Origin of the sequence: Sphingobacterium daejeonense (assembly GCF_901472535.1) — a bacterium.
In the GTDB taxonomy this organism is placed as follows: Bacteria; Bacteroidota; Bacteroidia; order Sphingobacteriales; family Sphingobacteriaceae; genus Sphingobacterium; species Sphingobacterium daejeonense.
Genome location: NZ_LR590470.1, coordinates 3,288,134 through 3,305,074, shown reverse-complemented (window position 1 = coordinate 3,305,074; position 16,941 = coordinate 3,288,134). Strand labels below are relative to the sequence as shown.

The window sequence follows — 16,941 nt, the reverse complement described above, 5'->3', positions numbered from 1 at the left end:
CAGTAAATTCTTTTTATTCTGTTCAATCCTGTTAATCCTGCTCAATCCTGCTCAATCCTGCTCAATCCTGCTGAATCCTGTTAATTCTGTTAATCCTGCTCAATCCTGCTGAATTCTGTTAATTCTGTAAATTCTGTCAATCCTGCTAAAAGTTAGGTTTCAACAGATACTTATCATAGAATCTAAAGATATGTTCGGTAGCTTCTTCGGCGCTGTCGACCATTCTATAGAGATTAAGATCTTCTTCGCTGATATATTTATTGCCGAGCATGGTGTTTTTGATCCAGTCGAAAAGACCGTTCCAGTATTCAGAACCTACCAATACAATAGGGAAGCGGGCGATCTTACCCGTTTGGATTAGTGTAATTGCTTCAAACAGTTCGTCCATAGTCCCGAAACCACCTGGAAGGACGATATATCCCTGGGAGTATTTCATGAACATTACTTTTCGAACGAAGAAATAGTTGAACTCCAAAAGTTTATCTCTGTCGATATACTTGTTATGGAACTGTTCAAATGGTAATTCAATATTCAGTCCTACGGATTTCCCACCGGCATTATAAGCACCTTTATTTGCTGCTTCCATGATTCCTGGGCCACCGCCTGAAATAACACCGTACCCGCGGTCCGCTAGGAGCCTCGCAATCTCAACAGTCATCTCATAATATTTGTGCTCATCGGGTGTCCTGGCAGAGCCAAAGATCGAAACACAGGGACCAATCTTAGCTAACTTCTCAAAGCCATCAACAAATTCTGACATGATCTTAAAAATCTGCCAGGAGTCTTTACTTTTATTTCTTGCCAAGTTTTGTTGGCAAATGAATTTCTGATTTTATCATCTTTAACCATACGGCTCAATTAATTTTATTGCTTGCAGGTCATATTCCTGCTGTTTTCGATGTAATATAGGATTTTAAATTAAAATTATCGAAAGGATGTTTATTGTTGTGATTTTCATAAAATTCAATAATTTTTTCAATAAAATTTTGAAAGAATAAACTGTTTTTATAAATTTAAACAACGTAAACCTATTTACTGCTGTAAATTTCATAAACCGAAAATGAATAGACGGAGTTTTATTGCTAAAACCGCATTAGGTGCAGCTGCCATTACCATCTTGCCAAGGCATGTCCTTGGAGGAAATGGGTTTCTGGCTCCAAGTGACAGGATAAACCTGGGTTATATCGGTGTGGGCAAGCAGGTTCCGACTTTATTGAACGGACTGATGAAATTGCCTGAAACAATGGTGCTCGCAGCTGCAGATGTTGACAGTACCAAACTCAACAAATTTATTGGTGATGCCAATAAATTGAATGCTGCCAAATCAGGACATCAAGTGGAGGGATACGGCAATTATCGGGATCTTTTGGCTAGAAAGGATATTGATGCGGTTGTAATTGCTTCGCCTGACCATTGGCATGCCATGCATGTTATCGATGCAGCAAAAGCTGGAAAGGACATTTATTGTGAAAAACCGTTGGCTTTGACGATAGACGAGGGAAGAGCCATGGTCAATGCTGTAAGAAAATACAAAAGAGTATTGCAGACTGGTAGCATGCAGCGTTCGCAATACAATTTCCGACAAGCAGCCGATTTGATTCGCAATGGTTATATAGGAGACATTAAGGAAGTAAATGTATCCGTTGGTGAGCCGGTAAAGGAGTGTGATCTACCTTCATTGCCAACACCTGCACATATTGATTGGGACTTCTGGATAGGACCTTCCTTATATAGGGGATTTAGTCCAGTACTTTGTCCGCCAATCGGAGCACCAGAATGGGCTATGTGGAGATTGTACCATGGTTTTGGTGGCGGTTATATCACAGATTGGGGTGCTCATATGTTTGATATTGTACAATGGGCATTAGGGATGGATCATTCAGGACCAGTGTCTTTTACGCCTCCTGACATACCTCAAGCCAAAGAAGGACTATATTTCACTTATAAGAATGGGGTGAATGTTCACCATAAAAACTGGGGTGCTGGAAATGCAATTCAATTCTTGGGTACCGAAGGTAAGATTGAAGTGTCACGCGAGTTCCTCAGATCTGATAAAGATAATCTTCCGAAACTTGAAATAGCAGAAAAAGACAGAAAAGTATATTACTCCGAGAATCATTATAAGGATTTTGTGGACGCCATCAAAAAACGTTCGAAGCCTATCTGCGATGTAGAAATCGGGCATAGAACAGCAACAGTCTGCAATGCCGCAAATATTGCGTACCAGATTCAGAAACCTATAAAATGGGATCCAAAAAAAGAAGTATTTGATAATCCATTTGCCAACAACCTCAAAGGGAGGGTATACCGTGGAAAATGGGATTATCTCGATTTTTAACTTAGGCACACATAGATTTGTTTCATAAACCGATGCGCCAGATATTCGAAAGAATTCTGGCGTATTATTTTGCTCATTATTTTCGTAATTTTGAAGAATGAACTTTTCATCAAAACTATTGGAGCAAGCAGTAGAGGAATTCGGTAAACTTCCGGGTGTGGGCAAGAAGACAGCTTTACGATTGGTATTGCATCTTTTGAAACAACCCGATGCGGAGGTCAGCAGGTTTACAGAATCCTTGGATCGGTTAAAGCGTGATATCAAATTTTGCCGTACTTGCTTTAATATTTCAGATTTGGAACAATGTGAAATCTGTGCTTCGATAAAAAGAGATAAAGGGTTGATTTGTGTGGTTGAGGACACCCGAGATGTTATGGCCATCGAAAATACCAATCAGTATAGCGGTGTATATCATGTATTAGGAGGATTGATTTCTCCAATGGAAGGAATTGGGCCAGCGGACCTAAAAATTGAAGGGTTAATAGAACGGGTTCGTACAGGTCAGGTCCAAGAAGTGATTTTGGCCCTAAGCGCCACTATGGAAGGTGATACAACCATCTTTTACCTCTACAGAAAACTGAAAGAATTCAATGTTCAGATCAGTACCATTGCGCGTGGTATTGCCTTTGGGGGTGAATTGGAATATGTTGATGAAATTACTTTAGGTAGATCGATTGCAACTAGAGTTCCTTACGAACGTAATGTGGGTTAATTTTCTGTTTTCATTTTTGAAATAATCCAATAGAAACCGATACCGCATAATATTAGAATCAATCCGGCTGCCGTCCATAGCGTATTATAACCATAATGTTCAGCGGTGTATGTACCTAAGAAAGGTGAGAAAATATTGGCCGCTGCAAATGCCAGTGAATTAAAACCCATATATGCGCCTTGATTGCTTCTGCTTGCTCTGCTGATTGCTACGGTTGCCGTAAAGGGAAGTGTCAGCATCTCGCCCGTGGAAAGGAAAAACATAGCAAGAAACAGCCAAGCGATGCCAAAGTTGCCCGTAAGCATCAGATAGGACATTCCAGATATCGCTGTGCCCCAAAGCATAATCTGCCGAACAGAAAACCGATGCTCAACAACATGAACCAACACCATCTCAAATAAAACAATAACCAATCCACTGAATCCCAATAATAATCCAATTTGATCGGAGTGCAATAGATGTACTTCCTTGTAATAAAGAGGAAGTGTGCTCAACAACTGGAAAAATGCCATGGAAAATAAACAACATAGCACATTAAAAACTATAAATAATCCATCTGTATAGGCATTCCTTACCGGTTTGTCGTCAGTCTGTTGGTCTGAAGGTTTTATTTGACCCACTTCAGTCCGGGCTTTCCTGTTTCTGAAGAAATAAATAAAGACTATCGCAGCGCATGCAGCAGCTATTGCGTTACCATAGAAGATCCAGTTATAAGAAAATTTCGCCAAGAAACCTCCCAAAGCAGGACCAATCGAAAACCCTAAGTTCACAGCCATCCGACTTAACGAATATGCTCTTGTAATATTTTCAGGCTTTGCATATCGGGCAACAGATACAGAATTGGCAGGACGGAATATATCCGCCACAAGCGTCAAAATGAAAATCATCATGGCCAATCCCTCAAAAGTCCTAAATTGTGGGAGAACCAAAAATAAGGGAATAACCATGATCAAACTCCATGTTTGAACCTTAAAATTCCCGAATTTATCCGTCAGCCAACCTCCCAGCCATGATCCACATACCGATCCCAAACCAAAACAACCCAATACCAATCCAATCTGAGTTTTGCTGAAACCCAGTTCTGAAGACATATAAATCCCCAAAAACGGAATTACCATAGAACCAGCACGGTTGATCAGCATAACCAATGCCAATAGCCAAGCGGCAGGTGATAATCCCTTATATGAATTAATATAAAGTCGTAATAGTGCTTTCAATATCTCTTAAAATTTTTCGGTTTAAGCCGTTAGCATTTTTTCCTTATCTAAACTATTGTCAATGCGGTAAGTCGTAGCAATGCTTTTTTTAGTCCCTCTTTTTTTGTCAAGGATAAAGTCGATTCTTCCAAGGTTAACCCCAGAAAATCCAGTTTGGTTGACAAGTGTTATTTCATTGTCCAGGTTTTTTACCTCTGTAGGTTTTTCTAAGAATGTGTGGGTATGCCCACCAATAATTAGATCGATATTCCTGGAGTTTTTCGCCAATAATAGATCTGATACTTTGTTCGTGTCATATGAATAACCAATATGAGAAAGACAGATGATTAAATCACATTTTAGTTCTTTCTTTAGCTTTTCGGTATACTTGGCAGCAGTTTCTATAGGGTCTGTGATTTTTACGCCTTGATAACTTCTTGGGTCTACCATTCCATTTAGGTCAACACCAACTCCAAAAACGCCAATTCTGACACCATCGCGTTCAAAGATCAAGTGATCCTTGGTCTTGCCTTCCATAATAGTACCTGTAAAATCATAGTTAGAAGTTACAAATGGAAAATTAGCCTTGTCAAAGTGTTTTAATAAACCAGGCAATCCATTGTCAAATTCATGGTTTCCAAATGTTCCTGCATCATAGCCTAGTTTTGACATGAGCTCGAGTTCAACCTGCCCATCAAAAACATTGAAATATGGAGTTCCTTGAAACATGTCGCCAGCATCAAAAAGCAAAAACGTTCTTTTCCTCAGACCTTATTTTCTGTATCAATGTGCTTCGCCGTGCCACACCTCCCAAACCTTGAAGTCTAGAACCATCCATAGGGTAGGGCTCGATCCTGCTATGGACATCATTCGTATGCAAAAAAGTAATCTTTACTTCTTTGGATTTGCTATATCCAGTAAATGGAATGGAGCTAAGGGTAGCCGTAGCACCAATCGCTGCCAAGCTCTTTATAAAGCTTCTTCTATTCAATGATTTTAACTCTTCCATCTAATTTTGCTTCTACTTTTTTACCTTCTTTTGTTAATTGCTGTACATATGCTATCAGACCTTCACGAACACGTTCAGAAGTCGTAACCCGACTTATAGGATTGCCAATTCCTCTTACCAAATCGCCGCCGTTGGCGATGAAGTCATATGTAGCCAGTTTATATGTTTTATTGGGGTCAATATCTTGACCTCCAATCTTGAAACTCAGCAATTTCTTGTCTTTTATTTGCGTCACAACATTTCCCACAGGCTGACCATTGGTCTCAGCAATAAAATCTGCCAATACCTGCACGTCTGTGCCCTTTAGTTCAAGAATAGTGATATAATTTTCGAATGGCATTACTTCGAAAATCGATCCCACTGTCACATCACCCTGTTTTATTCCTGCACGGATCCCATCTTTGGTTGCCAAGGAAAAAGAAACCTCAGGGTCTACTTTTCTACCGATGGCCAAAAGAGCATCTGCGAAGAAATTACTCAATTGAGATTCTGGAAGATTACGGTTTTTGATCAAAGCTTCAGGAGCATATCCCAACACCTCGTTCATCTTATCTTCAAGTTGATTCTTATATGGCAAAATATAATTACGGATTGCTGTATCTTCTGGAACCTTATTGTTGATTTCCAGCATTTGTTTGTTCGTTACAGCAGATTGGTAATAAGTGGTCTTGCAGGAGCCGAAGACCAAAAGCAAAGTTATCCCTAAAAGGAAACTATGCTTCGATAGCTGTGTACTCATATCATGAAATTATACGCAAAGGTATTAAGATTGCCCTGAATCCAAAAGCATTTCCACGATAAATAAAACGATTTGCTAAAGATTAATCTTTAGGTAATTTTAAATTAATTTTTCCCGATTCTTTCCTCAAAATAACTGTTTACGAAATGCCTGCTCAAGGCATACAATTGACCGTTTGGTCCCATAGTAGAAACCTGCAAGCTGCAGCCTGATGATATTTTGCTCATGGAATAAGTTTGGATCTGTTGCTGAATGGGTGTGATCATCAGCATGGAAGATCTAGCGAAGCTGCCGGAAAGGACAATGGTCTCTGGATTAAAAACCTGCATAAATAAGGAAATAGCACGGCCTAATTTGCTCCCTAGCTCCGAAATTAATTGAATTGCATATTGATCGCCATCCAAGGCAGACTGAATAATATGATCAGGGGTTAAGGGCTTGTCACCAAATTTGCTGTTGATTAGGGTAGGAATACCAAGCTCAATATCTTTAGTTGCTTTATTGACTAAGGCAGTACCAGATACCAAGGTCTCCAAACATCCTCGCTTCCCACAATAACATAATTCACCCTCATTTACAAAACTAATATGTCCCATTTCTCCTGAAAAACCGTCCTTGCCCATATAGATCTCTCCATTGGCAACAATTCCTAAAGAGATGCCCCAATCTAAACGGATGACCAAAGCATCTTTTCTGTGTTTCAGTTTGCCATAAGCCTGTTCCGCCAATGTTGCAGCCTTCGCATCATTAACAATAATCGTTTTTTTGTTGAACTCATGCTCAATATGCTTCTCTAAGTTGAAACCAGCTTCATAGAAATACGTGTAATTCTCACCGCTGTTTCGCTCCACTAAGCCCGGCATAGAAATACTGATGCCCGTAATAAGATCTAAATCCAATTTATGCTCCTTAAGATATCTTCTTACGATAATTAAGAACGCAGGCAGTTCGCTTAAATCTGTTGATATCTCAAATTGATAGGTTTGGGGTTCATTAAGTATATTGCAATTATTATCAAGCATGGCAATCAAGATTGATTTTCTGTTGATTTCAATGGTCAACACTTTGAAGAGATTATCATTGAGCTGGTATAAATTAGGTTTTCTTCCACCGAGTGACTCCCCACGCTCATGCTGAATCAGATATTTTCTTTCCACCAAATCCACCATTAAAGTGTTCAGAGTAGGGAAACTTAAGGCTAGGCGTTTCATAAGGTCGTTTACAGATGCCTTATCCATCTCATAGACAGCCTTTAATAGGTGAAACTTTTTCTTTGCAGACTTGGTCGTTTTTTTAGATAAACCTGTTGGACTTCCTAAAAGCTTTTCAATAAATTTCATGCTCGGATTATAAGATCTCTTGGTTAATTTTTGCCGTTAAACCTTATAATCAATTAAGATTTAATACGAAAAAATAAACTATTGAATAAATATTTAAATTGAAATCTAAAATAAATAAAAATATTAATATTCAAATTAAATATTAAGCGAAACTTATGTAAAATATTAATTTTTTATATTAAAATTATTTGTTCAGATAATTTTATTGAAAAACAACTTCGAAAATGTCGTAAACAAAAAAGCATCCTTAGCCAAAAGCTAAGGATGCTCAAAATATATTTTCCTCTTAAGGATTTTTTACTTTTTGTCTACTTTGTAAAGTTTACCACCATCGGTAACAGAATAAAGAGCGCCATTTTTACCTTGGATTACGTCTCTGAAACGCTCACCCTTGTCGGCCAATAATCTTTCTTCACCAACGACTTTATTATCTTTAATTACCAGTCTGGCAATATGTGTGCTGCTCAACCCGCCAATAAATAGGTTGTTTTGCCATTCTGGTACATTCGATCCTGTATAGAAAGTCATACCACCTGGCGACAATACAGGGTCCCAATAATAAACGGGTTGCTCCAATCCATCTTTTTGTTGGATAGGAGGGTTCCCAATTTCGCCACCACTATATTCAATACCATAAGTAATGGTTGGCCATCCATAGTTTTTGCCTGGTTTCACCAAGTTGATCTCATCACCACCGCGTGGTCCGAACTCTGAATCCCACAGTTCACCTGTAACAGGATCAAAGGCTAATCCCTGAACATTGCGGTGACCATAAGAATAAATTTCTGGCTTAGCATCTGCTTGCCCTTCAAAAGGATTTCCTGCCGCCGGTTTACCGTCTTTTGTGATGCGTACGATTTTACCCAATGCAGAGTTCAGTTGTTGTGCCTGTGGCCTTGTTTCTAGGTCCGAGCGTTCTCCAGTTGAAACGAAGATGTTCCCATCTTTGCCGAACAAAATTCTACCCCCATAATGTAGTTTGCCATTGTAAGTCGGCAATGCTTGATAGATGACAGTAGCACCCTCGATACTTTTTTCGTCTTCAGACAATTTTCCTTTTGCCACTGCGGTGTGGTTTCCGCCAGAAACTGGTTCTGAGAATACCCAATATACCATCCTGTTGCTTGCAAAATCAGGATCTAATGTTAATCCCAAAAGACCACCTTGTCCTTGTGCGTCTACTTTTGGAATACCCGTAATGGCTTCACTTGTAGATTTTGCAGTAGGATCCACAATGCGCATGGTTCCTTCTTTTTCTGTGATCAGTAATCTTCCGTCAGGAAGTTCAGCAATTCCCCAAGGAGATTTCAATCCTTCAACAACTACTTGTCCTTCATAAGGAGTCGTAGTCTTTACTCCTGCAATCCTAGTTTGACCTTCAAATGCAGGTTTGTAATTTGTATTTCCCGGTTTTGTTTCTACAGGTGGATACTTCGTGGTATCTTGGCTGGTCGCTGTTGAGTCTGATGGCTCGTGACCATTAGAATTCGCCCCAGAACATGAGATAAAAGCAGTAGCAGCTGCAAAAAACAATACGTTTGAAAAGTGTTTCTTCATGTTGGTTTATGTTTAATTTATTTTTTTCATTAGTTGAACTCAGGCCTTTTTGGAAAATTAGCAACATGAGCATATTTGGGGCCCATACTGATCAAAGCTTCCTTCCAAAGGTTCTCCCCATCGGTAATAAAAGCCAAGTCGATATTGAATGAATTGTGAACAGCCCAAGAGTTCTGTTTGATTTCTTCATCCAATTGACCAGGACTCCATCCTGAATAGCCCAAGAATATTTTAACCTCCTCAGAACTTATCAAGTTTTCGTTGATCAGGTATTTTAATTTGTCAAAATCTCCACCCCAGTAAAGGTCATCGACAATATGTGTACCACTCTGTAACTTTTCATAGGCTTTGTGCACGAAAAATAGAGCATTGCCTTCTACCGGACCACCAAAATACAATGGCATCTCCGAATTATCAACATCTTCAATAACATCTGATAAAAGGAGCATAGAACGGTGATTTAAGATCAGCCCTACAGTTCCATCGTTTTCATCATGCTCGCACAATAGAATAACCGAACGCTCGAAATTCTGATCCAGCATGAACGGCTCGGATAAAATAAGACTGCCTCGTTTTGGAATATATTCGTTGAACATAACAGGAATAGATGTGTTTAATACCAAATTTATAGAATATCCTTATTATTCTACTGTAAAATAGCAATAATTTTTCATTTCAGTTTCTATAAAAAATGGATATTATGTTAAGTTTGTAGGAAATATCCTTAGCCATGTCCATTGAACACAAAGAAATCGCTGCCATTCGTGAAGACTATGCTAAAAGCAGCCTGAGCGAATCCGATGTACTTCAGAATCCTATAGATCAGTTTAAGAAATGGTTTGCCGAAGCAATGACTTCGCAAGTCACTGAACCAACGGCTATGGTGCTGTCCACGGTAGCAGAAAATGGACGTCCATCTTCTAGGGTTGTACTAATGAAGGATATAAAAGCTGATGGCATTAGTTTCTTTACAAATTATAATAGTAGGAAAGGGCAGGAGATTATTCAAAACCCACATGTATCGGCTTTGTTTTTTTGGCCAGAATTGCAACGTCAAGTTCGATTTGAGGCCGATGTTGAAAAACTGCCGAATTCCGATTCTGATGAGTATTTTGCAACTCGTCCTCGTGGCAGTCAAATCGGTGCGATAGCATCTCCACAAAGCTCTATCATTGCTGACCGGGAGGCACTTGAAAGCCGAGTGGCAGAAGTCGAACAAGAAATGGAAGGCAAGGAGGTACCAAGGCCGGAATTCTGGGGTGGCTTCCTGTTGAAGCCTGTAAGAGTTGAGTTTTGGCAGGGAAGAAGTAGCAGACTGCATGATAGGATAGTTTATAACAATGAAAATGGTCAATGGACCATAAACCGTCTAGCACCATAGTGATGATACAGCAATTGATAAAAGATATTGAAGAACATATAAATCCCAAAGTTGTACTGGAAGTTCAGGAAATTGGCCTTCAATCTGCATTATATATTGATCCCAGCTATTTAAAGAAGCTATGTTACTTCCTTCGTGATGACCAAAAGTATTATTTCGATTTTTTGGCCAATATAACTGCGGTAGATTATTTTCCAGAACACTATTTTGAAGTTGTTTATAACCTTACTTCTATTCCTTATCAAAAACAATTGACCTTGAAGGTTAAAGTTGAAAGCAGCAGGGAGCTGGATTCTCTACCTGAGGTACCCTCAGTTTGTGAAATCTGGAGAACCGCAGACTGGCATGAACGTGAAGCCTTTGATCTGATGGGAATATTTTTTACAGATCATCCCGATTTGAGAAGAATCCTAATGCCAGAAGATTGGGTAGGGTATCCATTGAGAAAAGACTATCAAGATCCAGAAACATATCATAACATTCCGGTGAAATAAGAAGCATGAACGAGCGATATCAACAAGCAAATAAAAATTATCTAGATAGAATAAATGCTGTTTCTTCCCAAGAGATGGTCATCAATATGGGCCCCCAGCATCCTTCTACTCATGGTGTATTAAGGCTGGAGCTGATAACTGATGGGGAAATCGTTAAGGAAATCATTCCCCATGTGGGTTACCTTCACCGTTGTTTTGACAAACATGCTGAATCCATGAATTATGGAAAGACCATCCCATTTACCGATAGATTGGATTATCTGGCTTCGATGAACAATGCGCATGCATTCGTCATGGGGGTAGAAAGAATGCTTGGTATTCAAGATAAACTTCCTAAGCGGATAGAATACATCAGGGTTTTGGTAACCGAGTTAAATAGGATAGCATCTCACTTAATAGCCGTCGGTACTTATGGGATTGATATTGGTGCCTTTACGCCTTTTATGTGGTGTTTTAGGGATCGCGAACATATTATGAATATGTTGGAATGGGCGTCAGGGTCTCGAATGCTTTACAATTACATTTGGGTCGGAGGTCTTTTTTATGATATACCCGTTAATTTTGAAGAACGCTGTCAGGAATTCATTGCATATTTTAAACCTAAATTGGTAGAGCTGGATGAGCTATTGTCGAACAACCAAATATTTATCCAACGTACAGCTAATATTGGAGTATTGCCAGCTGATGTAGCTATCAATTATGGCTGTTCGGGACCTATGCTGAGAGGTTCAGGCATTAAATGGGATTTGCGCCGCGTGGATGGGTATTCCGTCTATCCAGAATTGGACTTTGAAATCCCTGTTGGAAAAGGTGAGATGGGGACAAAAGGGGATTGTTGGGACAGATATAAAGTTCGGGTAGATGAAATTAAAGAATCTGTCAAAATTATTGAACAGTGTTTGCCGAGATTGATGCAAGATTTTAAGAGAACACCTGATTTTGACCCGCGTGGAATGGTTCCCAAGAAAGTAAACTTAAAGGCACAAGAATATTACGTAAGGGCAGAAAATCCAAAAGGAGAGCTAGGCTTTTATTTCGTAACGCAGGACAAAACTGATATCCCAAGACGTGTAAAAGCAAGAGGGCCAAGCTATAACAATTTGTCTGTCCTTCCCGAATTAGGAAAAGGAGTCTTGATCGCTGACCTGATTGCTATATTAGGATCTATCGATATTGTGCTTGGTGAAGTCGACCGTTGATTTAAACACGCATGAAAACGCAAAAAATATTAGGAATAATCGATTTAATAACTATATTTGCTATCTCATAATTTAAGTTTATAATTGGTTAATAGTTAGGGGAGCAATTGCCAGATTGCTTCCCTTTCTTTTTTGATATCTTTTTTCAATTTAGTGGCTTATACAAACTTTAAATCCACAAAACACGAACAAATACCTTTTACTTTAAACTCCGATTTTGCACCCATTTTTATTCTAAGAATACCAAGTTTTGGTTTTTCATTTATTCTTCTTTTTATATACTCTTCTTCCACTCTCGTTCCACTCTTGTTCCACTCTCCGTCCTCTTTCATTCGGACCTTGTTCGGACCTTGTTCGGGTGTTATCCGAAGAAGCTCCGAACGAGCTCCGAACAAGGTGCGTACGAGAGACGAACGAGAGTAGACTGAGACAAGAACAAGAGTAAAAGGAAAGACAAAAAGGAACACATTTAGGGCTGAAAAGCTAGATTTAAGGTATAATCTTCTATTCTGATAGGTCAGGATAGTCTGATGTTTGGCTTTGTCGGTTTGTGCGGTTTTGGAAGAAATAAAAAAGCCTTTCAATTGGAAAGGCTTTTGTAGAATTTTTAGAATTTTTAACGATGATTTTTACAGTTCGTCATATTTTGGAAATCTTGACGACACCAATTCTTTCCATTCTGGGTGCTTTTTAATAAATGCAAAAACGTATGGACAGTATGGCGAAACCGTTTTTCCTGATTCCTTGATTAAGTTGAGGGTTTTTTCAACCAATGCTGATGCAGCCCCACTACCAGCAAGTTCTGCAGGTGCTTCCGTATGGATCAATGCTACTGTGCTGTTTGTTTCTTTATAATCAATAAATGCAATATGTCCATCGACATCTAATTCATATCGATTCTTTTCTTCGTTTTTCTTAACCTGAAGGTTGTTGAATTTTTCTTTCATATCCAATTAACAATAATGTGTGACTTGAGTTTGTACTATGTTGTTTTTTTAATTTCTTTTAATAGTCTTGATACAAATCCTGATGCCCGTGCTTTCTCATAATCAATGACAGCATGATTACTAACAAGAGGACTTATTTCTACGATTAGTCTATCACTTATTGGAGTAAAATTAAGCGTTCTGCTTGAGGATTATCTTGATATATGATAAGATTTTCGTTTTTATTTTAATGGCGTGTATACCATGTCTCCATCGTTCAAATTTATTCCAGAGGTCCAAATAGGTCTCAGAAAGTCATTTTCGGTTATTGGTGCGGAGATATATTCTCGTATGACATCAAATGGATCGCCTGTTGCAAGTCCTGTTTCATTGTAATCCAAGATTTGGAAATGTATGGTCGAATTGGCTATGATTGATTCTTCCTGATCTGTCAGGGCTTTTTTTTCATATTTCTTCTGCACTAAGGCCTCAATTTTTTCATATTCTGCATCTGATTCTATGAAAATGGTTGCAAATCTTCCAAATGATAACTGTTCAACATACATCAAATCTTTTGGGTCTAGTCCTTTCAATGCAGGATGTGCTTTTGCTTTCACGATATCAGTTTGACAATTAATGGTATAGATCATATTTGTAAAAGTTGCAACATAGAGTGACTTTGATTTTTTTGATTTTGGATTCACGGCGAGCATGATTTCAGGATTTATCCTCTCGCCGAATACAGCTCCCAATTTTTCATACGATTCTACCTTTTGCACTTTAGGATATCCTGTGCTGACGATAGTAGACAGGTCCTCGCCTTTAATTTCTTTGCGGATAAAATCTCTCATCGAGCTCAGGTTGGGCGTCATCGGAGGGACATCTTTGTTGATCATGAGATAAGTTACTTGCGGCAGATTAGATCCTTCAACAATTTCATATTTGTCTTTATCAAGAGAACTGATCTTTAGGATTGCACCGAGGTATAATTCTTTTGGATTCTTATTGATAAATATCCTGTTGGTTTCATCTTGAATTTCCTGAGCGATCGAATTTAAGCAAAAGAGGATAAGTAACAGGACTAGTAATTTTCTTTTCATGGTTAATTCTTTTCAGGTGAATAAATGGTATTGATCTTCAGCCATATCGTTTTCATGTCAGCACTGCTTTGGTCACTCAGTATGTCATGGATAGAAATAGGGTTATATAACTGTCCTGTACGTACAGCATTTGAGTTGGCACTTTTCAATTCACTGTTGTATAGAACTATATTCAAGGAGAGTTGGTCCTTGTCATTTTTGTCGGCAAAATGTTTCCATGATTTGTCTTCATCTTGGTAGATCAACAATTTTTCGTTTTCCCATTTTATTTTATAGGCTTCTTGGTAATCACCAAGTTTTGAAATGAATAATGAATCATCCTTGAATTTCATTGTTTGAGGGCGGAAGTACTTTGGTCTGTTTTTAAAGAATTTACTCAGCTCAGTATGTTCGAATGATGATTTGGATTGGTCCTTATGGTAAAGATTAAATTCTTGAATAGTTTCAGAACTGTAGGAATATGATAAGTTTTTTTCGGGTTCAGGTTCAGGTTCAGGTTCTGGTTCTGGTTTTACTTTAGGTTCTTCAGGGGCTTTCTTGGTACAGGATTGAAGGTTTGTGAACCCAACAAAAAGCACTAGCAAGATGCATAACTTAATAGTAGTAGCTCTCATAGAATTTGTTTAAAGAGAATTTAACATAAAATTTACTATTTGTTTATTTGGTATCGTTAGTTGTAGACTAAGATATGGTTTTTATGGGAAAGTTAATAAAGTTTCTTTAGGAGGTAGACATAAGACATAAGACACAAGACATTAGAATTGGTAAAGTTTATAGGAATAAGGCATGCTGGGTCGGTGGGGATGCCGAGGATTAATTTTGAGGTAAGGGTTTTTTAGATTGGATAAGTTGCTGGTTGGTGAGGACACCAACCAGGGCGGGGGGCGGTCCCTGGGCTTCGGCTCCTGGTTTCGGCTCCGCTCAACCAACGCAGCCATCGGTAGAAGGGCGGTCCACCTCCCACATCTCACATCTCATATCTCACATCTCACATCTCACATCTCACATCTCAAATCTAGTCCACCCTATACAACTCCTCGAATTCTTTCCTATATTTTTCTAGGATGACTTTACGTTTCATTTTTAGGGTAGGTGTCAATTCGCCACTTTCGATAGTGAATTCATCGTTTAGGATGATAGGCTTTTTGATCTGCTCCCAGTTTCCGAAATGTTGGTTTGCAAGCTGAACCTCCTTATTGATTTTTCGGACCACTTTCGCTTCATGCAGAAATTTATCCTTTGGCATTCCTTTTAGTTCTGGTGCTTCATTTTTTGACCAGTCTTGTAGGTGTGCGTAGTTGGGAACAATAAATGCCGATGCGAATTTTTGTCCGTCACCAATGACCATAGCTTGTTCGATATAATTTGATTCCAGCAATTTCTTTTCTATAGGTTGTGGAACAACATATTTACCACCAGAAATTTTGAACATTTCTTTCTTGCGGTCTATGATTTTTAAGAAATCACCATCTTCCCATGTCCCGATATCGCCGGTATGCAACCAGCCATCGATAATGGTTTTATCCGTTTCTTCTTTGTTCTTGTAATATCCTTGCATGACGTTAGGGCCTTTCACAAGGATTTCCCCGTCATCAGCAAGTTTAATTTCAACATATTTTACGGCCAGTCCAACCGTTCCGATACGGATTCCTTTCAAGTAATGGTTAACAGAGATCAAAGGGGAGGCTTCGGTCATTCCATAACCTTCATAAAGTGGTATTCCGGCTGCGAGGAACACTCTGGCAAGCTTAGCCTGTAAGGATGCACTGCCGGAGGCAACAGTCAAGAGATGTCCACCCAAAGCATCATACCATTTATCTAGAACTAATTTTTTGGCAAGCTTTAGTTTGAGGTTGTATCCAAAAGATCTGTTTTCAGGATTCGGATCATACTTTTCAGCAACCTCGACGGCCCAATCAAAGATTTTGCGTTTCACACCTGTCAGTTCCAGTCCCGTTTTCATGATCTTCTCATATACTTTTTCTAAGATTCGAGGAACTGCAGTCATGATATGAGGTTTCACTTCGCCAATATTCTGACCGATTTTGTCAAGAGATTCTGCGATATAAATGGTGATTCCAATATACATGTAAGTATAAATTACCATTCGTTCATAAGCATGGCAAGGGGGCAAGAAAGTAAGTCCGCGGTCATAAGCCTTACACGGCGTGATTTCTCTGGCAGCTTCCACATTGGAAATTATATTGTGGTGCGTTAGCATCACACCTTTTGGCTTGCCAGTTGTACCGGAAGTATAAATCAAGGTTGCAAGATCTGTATGTTTGATATTTGCCCTCAGTTCTTCGATCTTAGAATCAGGGATATGTGCACCTACAGTTTTGAGCTCATCCCAATTGCGTATACCTTCATGTTTATCAATGCAGAAAATATACTTGAGTGTATATATGGATTCTGTTAATTGAGTAAGACGATTGAAGAGATTTTTATTGCTAACGATACATAATTTGATTTCAGCATCATTAAAGATAAACTGATAATCAGAATCGCTGATATTTGGATAGATGGCAACCACAATTGCGCCAATCTGTTGGATTGCGAAGTCAACGATGTGCCATTCAATACTGCTGTCAGCAATTAATCCTACCTTGTCATTAGGTTTTACGCCCAACTCGATCAGTCCTTTGGAAATAGCATTTACTTGCTCCAAATATTCTGCTGAAGTCAGGGTTTTCCATTCACCGTCCTTTTTATGAGCGAACATATTAAGGTTTGGGAACAGGTCAACTTGCCTAAGGGCAAGGTCAAAAAGTCTAAGATTTTCCTCCATAACATATAAAATCCTGTCTTTCAAGATTATCGACAGGAATCTTAAACTCCATAACACACAGGTGAGTTAAGAAGTTTTGCAAAAATATGAAATTGTTGGGGTTCAAAATAAATAATTTACCATAGGCCGATATAATATAGAGGATTTTCAGGGTTTGGTACG

Annotated in this window: 17 protein-coding genes and 1 pseudogene; 5 read left to right on the top strand and 13 right to left on the bottom strand. The window is 38.9% G+C overall.

Translation table 11 applies throughout. The features are described from left to right. Positions 1-145: 145 nt before the first annotated feature. Positions 146-849 (bottom strand): annotated as a pseudogene (locus FGL31_RS16025) (LOG family protein). A 211-nt stretch (positions 850-1,060) separates the two neighbouring features. Here FGL31_RS16025 and FGL31_RS16020 point away from each other — a divergent pair. Then, positions 1,061-2,338 carry a Gfo/Idh/MocA family protein gene (locus FGL31_RS16020; protein WP_138092889.1) on the top strand — a complete coding sequence of 426 codons (1,278 nt, stop codon included), beginning with the start codon at positions 1,061-1,063 and terminating at the stop codon, positions 2,336-2,338. Between the two features lie 97 nt (positions 2,339-2,435). Beyond that, positions 2,436-3,050: a recombination mediator RecR gene (gene recR, locus FGL31_RS16015; RefSeq protein WP_099372897.1), complete on the top strand. Its 615-nt coding sequence runs from the start codon at positions 2,436-2,438 to the stop codon at positions 3,048-3,050. Here the strand turns inward: recR and FGL31_RS16010 are convergent. The 7 genes from FGL31_RS16010 to FGL31_RS15985 all read right to left on the bottom strand — a co-directional run bounded on the left by FGL31_RS16010 (position 3,047) and on the right by FGL31_RS15985 (position 9,487). Further along, entirely contained in the window at positions 3,047-4,267 is a 1,221-nt protein-coding gene (locus FGL31_RS16010) for an MDR family MFS transporter (protein WP_138092887.1), read from the bottom strand. The two genes, recR and FGL31_RS16010, sit on opposite strands and share 4 nt — an antisense overlap. Before the next feature lie 21 nt (positions 4,268-4,288). Further along, positions 4,289-4,996, bottom strand: coding sequence for a bifunctional metallophosphatase/5'-nucleotidase (locus tag FGL31_RS16005; RefSeq protein WP_232046835.1), 708 nt, complete (start codon positions 4,994-4,996; stop codon positions 4,289-4,291). Further along, positions 4,986-5,255, bottom strand: a complete 270-nt coding sequence (locus FGL31_RS26090; protein WP_232046834.1) for a twin-arginine translocation signal domain-containing protein — start codon at positions 5,253-5,255, stop codon at positions 4,986-4,988. The genes FGL31_RS16005 and FGL31_RS26090 overlap by 11 nt, the downstream gene beginning before the upstream one ends. Beyond that, positions 5,230-5,994: a 5'-nucleotidase C-terminal domain-containing protein gene (locus FGL31_RS16000; RefSeq protein ID WP_232046833.1), complete on the bottom strand. Its 765-nt coding sequence runs from the start codon at positions 5,992-5,994 to the stop codon at positions 5,230-5,232. Before FGL31_RS16000 ends, FGL31_RS26090 begins: the two co-directional genes overlap by 26 nt. Before the next feature lie 104 nt (positions 5,995-6,098). Next, positions 6,099-7,334, bottom strand: a complete 1,236-nt coding sequence (locus tag FGL31_RS15995; protein ID WP_138092885.1) for an ROK family protein — start codon at positions 7,332-7,334, stop codon at positions 6,099-6,101. Between the two features lie 297 nt (positions 7,335-7,631). Continuing rightward, positions 7,632-8,891, bottom strand: a complete 1,260-nt coding sequence (locus FGL31_RS15990) for a PQQ-dependent sugar dehydrogenase (RefSeq protein WP_138092883.1) — start codon at positions 8,889-8,891, stop codon at positions 7,632-7,634. Positions 8,892-8,920: 29 nt separating this feature from the next. Then, the gene (locus FGL31_RS15985) at positions 8,921-9,487 is read right to left on the bottom strand and encodes a YqgE/AlgH family protein (protein WP_138094784.1); all 567 of its coding nucleotides are present in this window, start codon (positions 9,485-9,487) and stop codon (positions 8,921-8,923) included. 134 nt (positions 9,488-9,621) lie between these two features. Here FGL31_RS15985 and pdxH point away from each other — a divergent pair, with 134 nt between their 5' ends. From pdxH to FGL31_RS15970, 3 genes are read left to right on the top strand one after another with little or no spacing between them, the layout of a single operon-like run. Beyond that, the gene (gene pdxH / locus FGL31_RS15980; protein ID WP_138092881.1) at positions 9,622-10,272 is read left to right on the top strand and encodes a pyridoxamine 5'-phosphate oxidase; all 651 of its coding nucleotides are present in this window, start codon (positions 9,622-9,624) and stop codon (positions 10,270-10,272) included. After that, positions 10,245-10,766 (top strand): NADH-quinone oxidoreductase subunit C, encoded by a 522-nt coding sequence (locus tag FGL31_RS15975; RefSeq protein ID WP_232046831.1) that lies wholly within the window; start codon positions 10,245-10,247, stop codon positions 10,764-10,766. The genes pdxH and FGL31_RS15975 overlap by 28 nt, the downstream gene beginning before the upstream one ends. Positions 10,767-10,771: 5 nt before the next feature. After that, the gene (locus tag FGL31_RS15970; RefSeq protein WP_138092879.1) at positions 10,772-11,965 is read left to right on the top strand and encodes an NADH-quinone oxidoreductase subunit D; all 1,194 of its coding nucleotides are present in this window, start codon (positions 10,772-10,774) and stop codon (positions 11,963-11,965) included. A gap of 158 nt (positions 11,966-12,123) precedes the next feature. On the opposite strand, the gene FGL31_RS22755 is transcribed toward FGL31_RS15970, so the two are convergent. The 5 genes from FGL31_RS22755 to FGL31_RS15950 form a co-directional block, all read right to left on the bottom strand. Then, positions 12,124-12,297, bottom strand: coding sequence for a hypothetical protein (locus FGL31_RS22755; RefSeq protein WP_171017699.1), 174 nt, complete (start codon positions 12,295-12,297; stop codon positions 12,124-12,126). A 297-nt stretch (positions 12,298-12,594) separates the two neighbouring features. Further along, the gene (locus FGL31_RS15965) at positions 12,595-12,912 is read right to left on the bottom strand and encodes a GNAT family N-acetyltransferase (protein ID WP_138092877.1); all 318 of its coding nucleotides are present in this window, start codon (positions 12,910-12,912) and stop codon (positions 12,595-12,597) included. A gap of 221 nt (positions 12,913-13,133) precedes the next feature. After that, a complete protein-coding gene (locus tag FGL31_RS15960) occupies positions 13,134-13,991 on the bottom strand; it encodes a hypothetical protein (protein ID WP_138092875.1) in 858 nt (285 codons plus the stop codon). Between the two features lie 2 nt (positions 13,992-13,993). Beyond that, on the bottom strand, positions 13,994-14,605 hold the full coding sequence (locus tag FGL31_RS15955) for a hypothetical protein (RefSeq protein ID WP_138092873.1): 612 nt from the start codon (positions 14,603-14,605) through the stop codon (positions 13,994-13,996). A 401-nt stretch (positions 14,606-15,006) separates the two neighbouring features. Then, positions 15,007-16,779 carry an AMP-dependent synthetase/ligase gene (locus tag FGL31_RS15950; protein ID WP_138092871.1) on the bottom strand — a complete coding sequence of 591 codons (1,773 nt, stop codon included), beginning with the start codon at positions 16,777-16,779 and terminating at the stop codon, positions 15,007-15,009. Positions 16,780-16,941 lie beyond the last annotated feature (162 nt).

Coding starts and splice junctions, on each gene's coding strand:
- FGL31_RS15955 (WP_138092873.1), bottom strand. CDS start 14,605: ATGAGAGCTACTACTATTAAGTTATGCATCTTGCTAGTGCTTTTTGTT.
- FGL31_RS15970 (WP_138092879.1), top strand. CDS start 10,772: ATGAACGAGCGATATCAACAAGCAAATAAAAATTATCTAGATAGAATA.
- pdxH (WP_138092881.1), top strand. CDS start 9,622: ATGTCCATTGAACACAAAGAAATCGCTGCCATTCGTGAAGACTATGCT.
- FGL31_RS15975 (WP_232046831.1), top strand. CDS start 10,245: ATGGACCATAAACCGTCTAGCACCATAGTGATGATACAGCAATTGATA.
- FGL31_RS16000 (WP_232046833.1), bottom strand. CDS start 5,994: ATGAGTACACAGCTATCGAAGCATAGTTTCCTTTTAGGGATAACTTTG.
- FGL31_RS15950 (WP_138092871.1), bottom strand. CDS start 16,779: ATGGAGGAAAATCTTAGACTTTTTGACCTTGCCCTTAGGCAAGTTGAC.
- FGL31_RS22755 (WP_171017699.1), bottom strand. CDS start 12,297: ATGAAAGAGGACGGAGAGTGGAACAAGAGTGGAACGAGAGTGGAAGAA.
- FGL31_RS16020 (WP_138092889.1), top strand. CDS start 1,061: ATGAATAGACGGAGTTTTATTGCTAAAACCGCATTAGGTGCAGCTGCC.
- FGL31_RS15960 (WP_138092875.1), bottom strand. CDS start 13,991: ATGAAAAGAAAATTACTAGTCCTGTTACTTATCCTCTTTTGCTTAAAT.
- recR (WP_099372897.1), top strand. CDS start 2,436: ATGAACTTTTCATCAAAACTATTGGAGCAAGCAGTAGAGGAATTCGGT.
- FGL31_RS15965 (WP_138092877.1), bottom strand. CDS start 12,912: ATGAAAGAAAAATTCAACAACCTTCAGGTTAAGAAAAACGAAGAAAAG.
- FGL31_RS26090 (WP_232046834.1), bottom strand. CDS start 5,255: ATGGAAGAGTTAAAATCATTGAATAGAAGAAGCTTTATAAAGAGCTTG.
- FGL31_RS15995 (WP_138092885.1), bottom strand. CDS start 7,334: ATGAAATTTATTGAAAAGCTTTTAGGAAGTCCAACAGGTTTATCTAAA.
- FGL31_RS15985 (WP_138094784.1), bottom strand. CDS start 9,487: ATGTTCAACGAATATATTCCAAAACGAGGCAGTCTTATTTTATCCGAG.
- FGL31_RS15990 (WP_138092883.1), bottom strand. CDS start 8,891: ATGAAGAAACACTTTTCAAACGTATTGTTTTTTGCAGCTGCTACTGCT.